Raw genomic sequence first — 12901 nt, 5'->3', positions numbered from 1 at the left:
TTCCTTCTGAGTTAATGCTTAAGACTGATTGAGTTTTAAAGCCACTTCAGCCAGTCGTTTGCCCTGTACTTCGCACAAAACTTTTTCATCTGGGCTTAAACCCTGATCATGCCGTGGGCCACTGACATGACTGGCACCGTACGGCGTACCGCCAGTCTTGGTATTGGACAAGGCAGCTGTAGCATTACTGAGCCCCATAATCATCATACCGTGGTGGAATAATGGTGGCAGCATAGTCAACAAGGTACTTTCCTGTCCGCCATGCATGGAACCCGATGCGGTAAAGACACAGGCCGGCTTACCGTGCAGCGCGCCATTCAGCCATAGACTGGTGGTCTGATCCCAAAAGTATTTCATTTCTGAGGCCATATTGCCAAAACGGGTCGGTGAACCTAAGGCCAAGCCAGAACACTGGGCCAAATCCTCTAAACTGCAATAAATATCTCCTTCTGCCGGAATACTCGGCTCGGCTACGGTTACGACGCTAGAAATATTCGGGACAGTCCGAATTTTTACCGCCATTCCTGTCGATTCAACGCCATTGGCTATCAGATGTGCCATTTCTTTCGTTGAGCCATATTTGCTGTAATATAAAACAAGAACATAAGGTTGCATGAGGCTTCTTATTCATTACTTAAAAAAATAAAACTATACGATATTCTGTAACTTTTTTGGTTAAGCTAATGGATGAAAATTCATGATGATTAAAAAAATTGAGATTGGATGCACATGATTGTTGAGTATTTAAAAAAGTTACCCTTTTATGAGAAACACTGGTTTCAGTTTATTTTATTCGTACTCCGACGCTTTGAAGCAGACCGTTGTCGTGAGCAAGCCGGTTCCCTGACCTATACTACGCTTTTCGCAGTCGTGCCGATGTTGACGGTTTTCTTGGTCATTATTTCATCGATTAAAGCCTTAGAGCCTGCACGACAACAATTGCAACAGCTGATCTACAGTAACTTTCTACCCAAAACCACGATTGCCTTTGATAAAGCGCTGAATGCCTTTACCGATAAATCCAGTAATTTAACCGTGATTGGTATCCTGTTTTTATTTATTACGACCGTATTGATGCTCACCAGTATCGAAACGGCCTTTAACCGAATTTGGCGAGTGACTCAGACCCGAGGTGGAATCATCGGGTTTATGCGCTACTGGACTATCATTTCGCTGGGACCGATTTTACTGGGTAGTGCCTTCGTCATTTCATCAACCGTGGCTTCCATGAGTGTCCTCAGCAATAACTTTGCCGGGTATGAACTTAATGGTGCTTTTGTCCTCTGGGCCATTTCTTTTTCTCTGACCGTACTCGGATTTTTCATTCTAAACTGGACCATCCCCAATCGCAGTGTGCCACTCAAGTCTGCATTTATTGCCGGCCTGTTTAGTGCAGTGGTGTTTGAGCTGCTTAAAAACCTGTTCGGTTTTGTGATGTCAAACTTTACCAGTTATGAGATTGTCTATGGTGCATTCGCCGCTGTGCCGATCTTTCTACTGTGGATTTATTTATCCTGGAATATTGTCTTACTCGGCGTTGAGATCAGTTATGCCCTGACGGCCTTTGAATCTGGCCAGGATCATAAACGTCACCCAATCATCATGCTGCTGGATCTATTAGAGCTGTTTCATAAAAAGCAAAAAACTGGTGAGAGCATTAGTGAAGCAGAAGCATTAGATGCTTTGGGTCGTGATGAAATTGGTCGCTGGCCAAACTATGTGAGCATGTTTGAAAAACAAAATCTGATCAAACGTACCGATGACAATGAATATGTCTTGGTACGTGATCTGGATCAGGTGAGTTTTTGGGACTTTTATCTGCAACTTCCTTATCCATTGCCACGTAAGCATCACTTCACCGAGGCACATACCGAGGAAATCTGGATGCAGAAATTCTCGCCTAAACTACAGGAAACCGATCAATATCTGGAAGAAAAGCTGAGTTTTCCACTTTCTGAATTGTTCCGGAATAAATAATCCTAAATCCTCTCGCTTGAGAGGATTTTTTTAAGTTGTTTGCGTAGACTTCCAGCAGACGATCGCACCTGCGGTCACCAAAGCAGTACCAATCCAAAAACTCAGCTCGGGCCGAATATCCAGAATCAGCATCGACATAACTGAAGACAGAATTGGCATAAAATAGGTGGCCAAAATCAGTACCTTGATATTGCCGTACTGCATGCCCTGATTCCAGTTACTATAAGCAATCCCGATCAGACTGCCTACTATGGCGATTTCCAGCCAGAGCTTCAATGAAGGCATCCTGAAAGGCTCATCCAAGCCCAGATGTAAGCCCCATAACGCAATGACGGCGACCACAAAAAAAATCGGTACGCCGTTTTGTCCACGACCATATTTTCTGGTCAGAATGCAATAACATGGCCATAACAAGGCACCGATAAAAGCAAAGCCATAAGCCCAAGGATTTTCAGCTAAAACCTGCATAAGTTTCGATAGATTGGTAATTTCAGGATTGACCACCAACATCAGACCGACTACAGCAAGCAAAAATCCTGGAATGACCCAAAGACGCGCCTGCAATTGCCGGGCAAATATCGAAAAGACAATCATCAAGGGTGGCCAGAGATAATTGATCATCGCAATCAGCATCACCTGTTCACGGTGATCCGACCAGGCAACTGCAACAAGAAATAGAATTTCATAAGCAACGAACAAAGCCCCACACCCCAATAGATAGCGCTTGGACATTTGCCTGATTTTAGGAAATCCAATCAATGCCAGAATCGCCAGACTACTAAAACTGTAAATCAGGGCAATCCCCTGCACCGGACTGGTAGATTCGGTAATCAATTTGACCCCAGCCACCAGACTGGCCCAGATCAGAATGGAAGACAGGCCAATCCAGGTGGCCAGTTTCATCGACCAGACGTTCATGTTTGCTCTTGAGGATTGTTCGTTGTATTCGGTTTTTTCAGCCATCCCTGCAAGCTCACCAGAATCACGCCCAGCATGACCATACAGGTTCCAACAATAAAATTCAGTTCGATCTGTTCATCCAGAATCAGCACCCCAAACAGCATGCCAAATACAGGCGTTAAAAAAGAAAATACGCCCAAACGTGAAGCCAGATAATGTTTCAGCATCCAGAACCAGATCAAATAACTGGCAAAGGAAATCAGCACGGTATGAAAGATCAGACTGGAAATAGACAGGGTCGTCCATTGAATGGTCGCTTGCCCACTAAAAAAGGCCAAGGGTAGCAATAATATGCCACCCATCAATAATTGATAGAATAAGGTCTGGGTGGCAGGTGCTTCAGCCAGTCGGCTCAGACGTACACTGACAGTGGTGGCTGCCCAGAATATGCCACCAAGTAAGGCCAGAAAATCTCCCCACAAAGCATCGGTTTGTAAAGTAGAGCTTGTCTGTGGTCTGAGTAAAAAACTGACCACAATCCCGCTAAATGCCACGAAGATACCGCCCCATTGCACACGCGACAAACGCTCTGCCGGCAATTTCCAGTACAGACCCAATGCGACAAAAATCGGCGCAGTATAAAGCAAAACAATGGTATGCGAAGCTGAGGTATAGCGTAGTGCTTCCCCAATCAGATAAAACTCGGTTGCGAACAGTATTCCGACCAGCAATCCTGCAGGCAAATAGCGGGTGCTCAAAAGCTGACGGCGCACGCTCTGCTGAATCAGGGGATACACCATGATCGCAGACAAGGCTGAACGCAAGGCAATTTGCATCAAGACTGAAATATCACTGGCCGCCCATTTCAGCACGACCTGTTGTAGCCCCCACAACATACATAATACAAACATGATGGCAGATGCTTTGGCATCTAGCGCCTGACGTTGCTTCACCCCTACTCCTGTGACCGCTTTAAAGTGCCCACTATAATCTTCTCTGCGGTAAAACAATACTTTTCTATTATTTTGCCAGCGCTGTAAATATTTTAAAACTCGATAAAAAAGGACTGCGTTCGCAGTCCTTTCAATCAAAAAATAAACCGTTCAGCTTATTTAACCCAAGTCGTCCAGATATAATCCTGAGACTGGCCTTTCAGGGTCATTTTTAACTGATCGCCTGCATGCAATGCCGCCACACCTGCGGGTGTACCCGTCATCACCACATCACCTTCTTCTAAAGTGAATACCTGGCTGATATCTGCCAGTAAAGTCGCGATATCAAAAATCAATAAAGCGGTATCGCCTTTTTGACGCAGTTCTTCATTCACCTCCAAAGTGTAATGCACATCTTTCCAGTCCGCGACCACATCATTCACAGGAATCCAGTCTGACAACAGACACGAACCATCAAAGGCTTTGGCACGTTCCCAAGGCTGGCCTTTTTTCTTGAGATCATCCTGCAATTCACGCAGGGTCAAGTCCAGACCTAAAGTCACCGCACCCACTGCTTGCAGTGCTTTTACAGGATCATTTTCTTTGCTTAAAGTCCGGTCAATACGCAAACTGAGTTCACATTCATAGTGGCAGTTGCCCCACTCCGGATTCCATTCAATCCCTGCATCGAGCGAGCCTAAGGCACTCGGTGGCTTAATAAATAAGACCGGACGATCAGGGATCGCATTTCCGAGTTCTTTGGCATGATCGGCATAACTGCGACCAACGCAGACAATTTTGGATGGGCGTGTACTCATGATCAAAACTTTCCTTTATTTGTCTTTATATCGATCTCTGGATTATTTTTTAAATGCATTCTCAAAAATGTTTTGCTCAGTCGCATCTTTAAAGGCACGTTTTGGCACAATGATGACGGTACGGTTTTTCAGTTCCAGCATATAGGTCAGTTTGCCGGCAGCAAAATTCTGCACTTCACTATACGCTACCAGCTTGCTACGCTCATTATTAAAAATCTCCGCATAGTCCTGATACAGATCAAGGCCTTGTTCACTCTTACCAAACTGATATTTGACGAACTGGCGTTTAAACATCATCGGCAGAAACCAGTAACGCATGATGCCTTGCAGGATCAGGAAGAATGCCCCCAAAGCCACGTAATAGCGTCCTACCCCGTCAAAGCCCATCGAAAAGCCCCAAAGGATAATCCCGATACTGACCAGAGGCGTCAGAAAACGTGAAATCTGCTTTTTGCCAAAAGTCGCCAAGGCAAAACCATCCTGAGATTCTTCTAAAGTCAGAAAATAACGGGTCGATAAAGTCGGTGCTGACTCAGTCATAGCATCACATCAAAAAAATAAAATCTTGCCCAATACTATAGCAAAATATGCACAATGCTTATGGCCTGACGCATCAATTACATAACTTTGCTTTGGAAAAACGTGTATTTAGTTTTAAATAAACAGCAATTAAAACAAAAAATATGCAACAGGATGTTGAATGAAAGGATTCAAGCAATGTATTGCAATCGGTATCTGTTCGGGTCTGTCTACTCTATCACTGGCCAAGATCATTCCCTGGGATGCAGAATTACCCAGTAGCCTGAGTGCGTATCCCGGCAATGCCCAACAATTGGCAGAATTGACAGGCGAAAGGATTTTGATTTATGCGCATCCGGTGACTAAAACCCAGCTTCCCACCTTAAACAGTAAGGCCACCAGCAAGGCACAATTTTATAGTGCCGCCGTGGTTTTGCCTGTGGCTGAAACACAGGTCGAGAAATTGCTACAGCATTATCCGGATTATGTTGGCCTGTTTCCGACTTTAAAGTCAGCCAAAATTCTAGAACAGCAAGGCTCGATTCAGCAGGTCAAATATCAGGTGCATATCCCCACACCAATTCCGATATTGAACTTCAAAGAAACCGTGGTGATGCAGCATCATCTGGGCAATAACAGCATCAGCACTTTAATTATTGATGCACCCATTCCTTATGGCGCGGGAAAACTGGAATGGTTCGCGCTTGATCCGCACAGAACTCTGGTGACAGTGACCCAGTGGGGCGACCTGAACCAGCCCAAAGGTTTTCTATTCAGTAAGATTCTCAATGCCCTGCCTGAAGCCAAACTTGGCATTCCTCCCGGTACCAACGCATTTCTACTCGAAGCACTGCAACAGCGCTTTAAAACCAGTCATGCCACAACACTCACCGCCCCGACTCCACAACTGAAATTTAATTCACAACAGCTACAGAAGATTGCCCAGCTTAGTCAAAAATCCGGCCAACCGGTCAGTTTTATTTTGCCCAGCTATCAGATTAAAGAAGGAAAAGCGTCAGAAAATTTGAGATTTAGCAGCACCTATCAATACTTTCCGCATTCGGTAGACCAGCTACGACCGTGGTTGGCTGCACAAGCCAGTCAACAGCTTTTCCCGCGCCAGATCAAGAAAGTCGAACTTAACCCGATCAATACCCAAAGTGTAGATGCCAACTATAAAATTTCAGTGGGTTTAGGCGTGATTCAGATTCCATTTAACTTCAAGATGCGTTTTTACCAGCCCGATCCCTTGCAGAATCAGTTCAATGCCAATGGTGGCGACTTAAAGTTTGTCAAAGGCGGCATGAAGCTATTGCCGCAATCACAAGGTAATCTATTCCAAATCACCAGCAGCATGAAGATTCATGATCAGGCACCGTTTTTATTAAGGGCCATGCGCAGTCTGCCCTATCACGATGTATTACCTGCGGTGGGTGGCAATACCGTCTATGCACTCAAGGTACAGCAAAAATTAAGATAATCAACGAATCGGTAGTTATTAGTTTTTTATATGAAAAAGCGTTAAATATCACAGACGTAAAAAAACCGCATCAATGTGCGGTTTTTTTAGAATTCTTATCAAGATTGGTGCGCTCAGAGAGATTCGAACTCCCGACCCCTTAGTTCGTAGCCAAGTGCTCTATCCAGCTGAGCTATGAGCGCGACGTCTTGATGGGGTGCATTATACGGCTTTTTTAAGGCTTGTTAAGTGTTTTTTAATAAAAGCACAACTGAATGTATAGTAATTAAACGATACAGCAGTATTGACAGTTTTCTGTGAGAATTTCTGCACATTTAGAGCTAAAAACAATTAATACCATCCGGACTTTGACGCTGTATTCAATGTGGCGACAAGCTCCATTTCATCCTGATGAAAAGTACACAGCAAATACCAAGAAAGATGTTCCCAAATTTCAGGCACAAAAAAACCGCTATGAAAGCGGTTGATTGTTCAAGTTGGTGCGCTCAGAGAGATTCGAACTCCCGACCCCTTAGTTCGTAGCCAAGTGCTCTATCCAGCTGAGCTATGAGCGCGTAACTTGTGTGCCTAGGTTGGCAATACGTTTTTCTGCTTAACTTACTTGGTGCGCTCAGAGAGATTCGAACTCCCGACCCCTTAGTTCGTAGCCAAGTGCTCTATCCAGCTGAGCTATGAGCGCGCGACATAAGTAAGCGTGGCGGTGAGAGAGGGATTCGAACCCTCGATACAGTTACCCGTATGCGTCCTTAGCAGGGACGTGGTTTCAGCCACTCACCCATCTCACCGTAACGTGCGGCCATAATACAAATTTCGGCATGGCACTGCAAGCGCAGCATCGAAAAAAAGTGCATATTTTTGCTCGTTTAAATACTTTTTAAGCAATTCAGCGATTTTTCGTACATTTTCCTGCTCAAAAAACCGAATAAATTTCCAGTTATCTAAAATGAACAGAAAATTGAAAACTTAAATGGATTATTGCAATCATTTACGTGCAGTCTGCGCACACATGTTTTATGCTAAACCTATCTCCTAAGATAAATTTAAAGACATGATGAAAAACTGGGTCGATCCTGAAGCAAAAGCTGAAGCCGAACGTTATGACAACCCTATCCCAAGCCGTACGCTAATTTTAGAAACCATAGAAAAAAATAATGCCCAGTCTCATGCCGACCTGGTAGAACATTTCGAAATCGCAGATCAAAAAAGTATTGATGCTCTCAGCCATCGTTTAATTGCGATGGTGCGTGACGGGCAATTGATGAAAGATGGTTATAAATTCCAGATTGCCGTCGAGCAGCCTGAATCCGAAGCGACGGTTTATATCAATTCCCGCGGGATGGGAACTGCCAACATTTCTGGCCAGGACGATCTCTTACTGGCTGAGCGTGAACTACGGCTGGTCTTTAATGGCGACCGTGTCAAAGTACGTCAAACTTCAGTAGACCGTAAAGGTAAAGCCTGGGGTTATGTGACTGAAGTTGTGCAGCACCGCGTTAAGCAGATCATTGGTAAAGTTTCCCTATATGAAGGTGAATACTTTGTTCAACCTGCCAGCCCAAATGCGCATCAGCCCATTACTCTTGAAAAAGAACTGATTGAACATGCGCAAGTCAATCTGGGTGATTCGATTCGCGTGGCGATTGATACTTATCCGACCCGTGAAGAATTTGCGACCGGTCATATTGTCCAGTCCATGGCAGATAAAGCCGATACCGAAATCATCATTCCACAAACCATTTTAGAATATGGTTTGCCCTATGAATTCCCGGAAGAAGTGATTCAGGATGCAGAAAGCTTTAAAGAACCAACAGAGAAAGACCGTGAAGGTCGTGTGGATCTGCGTGATTTAGCTTTGGTCACTATTGATGGTGAAGATGCACGTGACTTTGATGATGCAGTATATGCTGAAAAACGTCCGGGCGGTGGCTATCGCGTGGTCGTAGCGATTGCCGATGTCAGTCATTATGTACGTACAGGCAAACCGCTGGACGATGAAGCTCAGGAACGCGGAACTTCTGTCTACTTCCCGCACTTTGTTTTACCAATGCTGCCTGAAGCCTTGTCGAATGGCTTGTGTTCTTTAAATCCGGCTGTTGATCGTCTCTGTATGGTCTGTGATTTAAAACTGTCACGTGCCGGTCGTGTTACCGGTTTTGAGTTCTATCCATCCGTGATGCACTCTAAAGCACGTTTGACTTATGATCAGGTTGCCCAATATCTGGAAGGCGACAGTCAGGCCATTACCGAAGATCGCGAAGTTCGCAAGTCGATCAACACCCTGTTCCAACTCTATCAGGTTCTGAAAGGCTTACGTGCTGAACGTCATGCCATGGAATTTGAAACCGTTGAAACGTATATGACTTTTGATGAGCTGGGCGGAATTAAAGAGATTTTGCCGCGTAGCCGTAATGATGCGCATAAGCTGATTGAAGAATGTATGTTGCTGGCCAACGTGGCAGCCGCAGAATATGCATTGAAAAATGAAATTCCGATGTTGTACCGCGTACATGAGCCACCTGAATTCTCGCGTATTCAAAAAGTCCGTGATTTCGTCAAGCTGCTTGGTTTGAAATTCCCGGAGCAACCGACCCAAGCAGATTATCAGGCGGTGATTGAAGCGACCAAAGACCGCCTAGATGCACCAAGCATTCATGCGGTGTTATTACGCTCCATGATGCAGGCTTATTACGGCCCTAACAATGCGGGGCACTACGGTCTGGCTTATGAGGCGTACACACATTTCACTTCGCCAATTCGACGTTATCCAGATCTGTTATTGCATCGTGCCATTAAAGCGCATTTAAATAAAAAGCCATCTCCGCTTTCAGGTGGAGCTTTAGATGAAGCAGGAACACATTTCTCTGCCACTGAACGCCGTGCCGATGAAGCCTCTCGCTCGGTGACGACCTGGTTGAAATGTCATTATATGCAGCAGCATCTGGGCGAAGAATTTGTTGGCATCATTAGTGCGACAGCAGAGTTTGGCCTGTTTGTGACGCTAAAAGACCTGTATGTGGATGGTATGGTACATGTCAGCCAGTTGGGCGATGACTTCTTTGTCTTTGATCAAGTCAGCCAGAATCTGGTCGGCCAGAATCGTGGTCAGGTCTTTGGTCTGGGCGATGAAGTCAAGATCAAGGTGGCTGGCGTCAATCTGGAAGAGCGCAAGATCGACTTTGAACTGGTACAGCAACTCAGTCATGCCGGCCGTGCGATCCGTGCTCGTGCGCCGCGCGTGAGCGAGAAAAAACCGGCAGTACGTCCAGCAGCAACAGAAGAGGTTTTTAGCAAGAATGAGCGCGAGTCTAAATCCAGCCTGAATGCCGATGGAGAACAGCCCATACGACGCAAAAAAGCCAAAGGAAAACCCAGCTCTTACAACAGCAAGTCTGTTAAAAAATCTGCAGCAAAGCCTGAAGCAAAGGCTAAAGATAAAGTAAAGAAAAAGACCAAGATCAAAAAGAAAAAGTCCAATGCAAAAGCCAAGACTGAATAATTTTTGACAGTATAAAAAGAGCGCTACGGCGCTCTTTTTTATTTATAATCAAAATATTAAAATAGGAAAAATTATAAGAATGAATACCATAACTATTTTTACTTTGATCATTTCTTTAATGGCTTTGCTTGTGACTTATGCCGTATTTAAATCTGATCAGCAACCACAAATTATAGTTTTTGCTCTTCCGCATTACGGTAAGCAATCTTTCATTCAACTACAGATAAAGAATATAGGAAAATCCATTGCCTATAATGTACAAATATCGAGTGATCAACCCATTCCTAAACGGGCCTTCGGAATTAAAAAATTAAATGCTTCGAAAGATTATTTTGATAGCGGTATTTTCAAACATGGAGTCAAAGTATTTCCACCCAATCAGAGCTATATATACGATTGGGGACAATACGGCGGCCTCAGAGAGGCTTTAGATAATAATCCTATCACCATGAAAGTCACGTATTGGTATCAGCACCCTTTAAACTTATGGAAAACTCAAATCACTGATATTTCCATCATCGATATAAATGAACTAGAAGCCTTACCCTGATCTGATGGTGGATTTATTGAACAGCTTCAAAATATTAATAAAGAATTGAAAATATTAAATACAAAGCTAGAGAAAAAACTTTAACTACCTTGATTTCCCCCACCAAAGGCCCTACATCTAGACTGAATATAGAAAATTAATTTGGCAGACCGACATGACTTTAGAAAAGGCAACTTTGCCTGTTCCACAATTTGATCAGATTACCCTGGCCGATCTCAAAGAAAAAATTGAAACAACCATTCAAGCCGGACAAAAGTTTTTAAATGAACTGACTGACACGCCAGACTCGGTTCAGGCCCAACTTGAGATTCTGGAACAGGTCGATACCCTCGAAAATAATATGAGTGAATCCTGGGGCGTGTTATCGCATCTGAATGCCGTGATGAACAATGCCGAAACCCGTGACGTCTATCAAGCCTTATTACCGGGTCTGAGCGAATACTATACACAACTAGGTCAACATACGGCGCTGTATCAAACTTATCAGCATGTTCATGATGCATCAATTTTTAATGAATTACCTGCAGCCCAGCAAAGTGCCATCAAACTGGCCTTACGTGACTTCAAACTGTCTGGTGTGGCCTTAGAAGGCGAAGCGAAGAAACGTTATGCGGAAATTTCTGCACGCCTGTCCCAATTATCTTCCGACTTCTCCAACCATGTGCTGGATGCGACTCAGGCTTATTTCAGACCATTAGCTGAAGATGAGTTAGCGGGTCTCTCTGAAAGTAATATTGAGCTGTTAAAACAATATGGCCAGCAACGCGAGCTGGATCAGCCGGTGGCTACGCTAGATTTCCCGTCTTATCTGGCAATCATGACCCATGCGGAACATCGTGAACTGCGTGAAGAGCTGTATAAAGCCTATACCACGCGCGCTTCAGATCAGTCCGAACAGACTGAATTTGACAATACCGCCTTAATTGAAGAAATCCTCAGCTTACGTCAGGAAATGGCCAAGCTGCTCGGCTTCAACAATTATGCAGAATTGTCCCTGGCCAGCAAAATGGCGCCAAGTGTAGAAGCAGTAGACGAATTCTTGCGTGATCTGGCAGAGCATGCCCGTGCGCCGGCAACCAAGGAAATTGCAGAACTAAAAGCCATTGCCGCTGAAGATGGTATTGATGAACTGAAACCTTGGGACAGCAGCTATTATTCAGAAAAGCTGAAAATGCAGCAGTTCAATCTGTCACAGGAAGCGCTGAAACCTTATTTCCCTGCACCAAAAATCCTGCAAGGCCTGTTCAGTATTGTCAATCGCCTGTATGACATTCAGGTGATTGAACGTGAAGCGCCGGTTTGGCATCCAGAGGCGCGTTATTTCGAACTGGAAGATCAAGGTCAGGTGATTGGCGGTTTCTATTTTGACCTGTATGCGCGCCAAGGCAAACGTGGTGGTGCCTGGATGAGCGGTTTCCGTTCGCGCATGCAGACCCGTGATGGCCTGCAAAAACCGATCTGCTATATGGTGGGTAACTTTACTCCACCTGTTGGCAACCGACCTGCACTGCTCACGCATGATGAAGTGATTACCCTGTTCCATGAATTTGGTCACGGCCTGCATCATATGCTGACTGAAGTGGACAATATCGCGGTGGCAGGCACGCATGGCGTGGCTTGGGATGCCGTGGAGCTGCCAAGCCAGTTTATGGAATTCTGGGCTTGGGATCAGGACAGTCTGAATCTGCTCAGTGAACATATTGAAACCAAGGAATCTTTGCCGGCCGACCTGCTCAAAGCCCTGCTCGATGCACGTTTCTTCCAATCCGGCATGCAAACCCTGCGTCAGCTTGAATTTGCCTTGTTTGACTTGAGTATTCACCGAGCCAATCCGGCTTTAAATGCAGCACAGGTTCAGGCTACTTTGAATGAGATCCGTGAAAAATATGCGGTTCTACCGACCACCGACTATAACCGTTTCCAGCACAGCTTCAGTCATATTTTTGCCGGTGGTTATGCAGCGGGATATTATTCCTATAAATGGGCCGAAGTTTTGGCCAGTGATGCCTTCGACCGTTTCGAAAATGAAGGGATTTTTAATACCACCACTGGAAAACAGTTTCGGGAAAATATCCTCGCAGTTGGCGGAAAAGATCAAGCACTTGACGCATTTATCAATTTCCGCGGACGCGAGCCAAAAATAGATGCATTGCTACGTCATCAAGGTTGGACGAACCGCTCTAAAAACGCTTAAACTAGCTTTTTAAGTTGATCACAAGGTGAGTATGA

Annotated in this window: 10 protein-coding genes and 4 tRNA genes; 5 read left to right on the top strand and 9 right to left on the bottom strand. The window is 44.8% G+C overall.

Features of this window, described 5'->3' with window-relative positions; all coding sequences use genetic code 11:
- Nucleotides 1–18: 18 nt before the first annotated feature.
- Nucleotides 19–615 carry an NAD(P)H:quinone oxidoreductase gene (gene wrbA, locus FTU42_RS11910; RefSeq protein ID WP_180001125.1) on the bottom strand — a complete coding sequence of 199 codons (597 nt, stop codon included), beginning with the start codon at nucleotides 613–615 and terminating at the stop codon, nucleotides 19–21.
- 114 nt (nucleotides 616–729) lie between these two features.
- On the opposite strand from wrbA, the gene FTU42_RS11905 reads away from it, so the two are divergent.
- Nucleotides 730–1977: a YihY family inner membrane protein gene (locus tag FTU42_RS11905; RefSeq protein ID WP_005168686.1), complete on the top strand. Its 1248-nt coding sequence runs from the start codon at nucleotides 730–732 to the stop codon at nucleotides 1975–1977.
- Between the two features lie 30 nt (nucleotides 1978–2007).
- On the opposite strand, the gene yddG is transcribed toward FTU42_RS11905, so the two are convergent.
- The 4 genes from yddG to FTU42_RS11885 all read right to left on the bottom strand — a co-directional run bounded on the left by yddG (nucleotide 2008) and on the right by FTU42_RS11885 (nucleotide 5167).
- Nucleotides 2008–2895 carry an aromatic amino acid DMT transporter YddG gene (yddG, locus tag FTU42_RS11900; protein WP_180083436.1) on the bottom strand — a complete coding sequence of 296 codons (888 nt, stop codon included), beginning with the start codon at nucleotides 2893–2895 and terminating at the stop codon, nucleotides 2008–2010.
- Nucleotides 2892–3830, bottom strand: a complete 939-nt coding sequence (locus FTU42_RS11895) for a DMT family transporter (protein WP_180083435.1) — start codon at nucleotides 3828–3830, stop codon at nucleotides 2892–2894. Before FTU42_RS11895 ends, yddG begins: the two co-directional genes overlap by 4 nt.
- A gap of 155 nt (nucleotides 3831–3985) precedes the next feature.
- Nucleotides 3986–4627 (bottom strand): fumarylacetoacetate hydrolase family protein, encoded by a 642-nt coding sequence (locus FTU42_RS11890; protein WP_180083434.1) that lies wholly within the window; start codon nucleotides 4625–4627, stop codon nucleotides 3986–3988.
- 42 nt (nucleotides 4628–4669) lie between these two features.
- Complete coding sequence (locus FTU42_RS11885) at nucleotides 4670–5167, bottom strand: YcxB family protein (protein ID WP_005168696.1); 498 nt, start codon at nucleotides 5165–5167, stop codon at nucleotides 4670–4672.
- A 160-nt stretch (nucleotides 5168–5327) separates the two neighbouring features.
- Here FTU42_RS11885 and FTU42_RS11880 point away from each other — a divergent pair, with 160 nt between their 5' ends.
- Nucleotides 5328–6626 carry a hypothetical protein gene (locus tag FTU42_RS11880; RefSeq protein WP_100357811.1) on the top strand — a complete coding sequence of 433 codons (1299 nt, stop codon included), beginning with the start codon at nucleotides 5328–5330 and terminating at the stop codon, nucleotides 6624–6626.
- A 105-nt stretch (nucleotides 6627–6731) separates the two neighbouring features.
- Here FTU42_RS11880 and FTU42_RS11875 read toward each other — a convergent pair.
- From FTU42_RS11875 to FTU42_RS11860, 4 genes are all read right to left on the bottom strand, one after another.
- Nucleotides 6732–6808: transfer RNA gene (locus FTU42_RS11875), tRNA-Arg, on the bottom strand.
- 295 nt (nucleotides 6809–7103) lie between these two features.
- Nucleotides 7104–7180 (bottom strand) — tRNA-Arg (locus FTU42_RS11870).
- 48 nt (nucleotides 7181–7228) lie between these two features.
- Nucleotides 7229–7305 (bottom strand) — tRNA-Arg (locus FTU42_RS11865).
- Nucleotides 7306–7321: 16 nt separating this feature from the next.
- Nucleotides 7322–7411, bottom strand: a tRNA-Ser gene (locus FTU42_RS11860).
- 263 nt (nucleotides 7412–7674) lie between these two features.
- Between FTU42_RS11860 and rnr the strand changes: the two genes are divergently transcribed.
- The 3 genes from rnr to FTU42_RS11845 all read left to right on the top strand — a co-directional run bounded on the left by rnr (nucleotide 7675) and on the right by FTU42_RS11845 (nucleotide 12866).
- On the top strand, nucleotides 7675–10122 hold the full coding sequence (rnr, locus tag FTU42_RS11855; protein WP_180083433.1) for a ribonuclease R: 2448 nt from the start codon (nucleotides 7675–7677) through the stop codon (nucleotides 10120–10122).
- A 79-nt stretch (nucleotides 10123–10201) separates the two neighbouring features.
- On the top strand, nucleotides 10202–10672 hold the full coding sequence (locus tag FTU42_RS11850) for a hypothetical protein (protein ID WP_252357268.1): 471 nt from the start codon (nucleotides 10202–10204) through the stop codon (nucleotides 10670–10672).
- A 139-nt stretch (nucleotides 10673–10811) separates the two neighbouring features.
- Nucleotides 10812–12866 carry a M3 family metallopeptidase gene (locus tag FTU42_RS11845; RefSeq protein ID WP_180083447.1) on the top strand — a complete coding sequence of 685 codons (2055 nt, stop codon included), beginning with the start codon at nucleotides 10812–10814 and terminating at the stop codon, nucleotides 12864–12866.
- The last annotated feature ends 35 nt before the right edge of the window (nucleotides 12867–12901 follow it).

The organism is Acinetobacter sp. YH12102 (assembly GCF_013419125.1).
In the GTDB taxonomy this organism is placed as follows: Bacteria; Pseudomonadota; Gammaproteobacteria; order Pseudomonadales; family Moraxellaceae; genus Acinetobacter; species Acinetobacter pseudolwoffii.
Note: the sequence above shows the minus strand (reverse complement) of the source record. Positions and strands in the feature narration are given on the sequence as shown.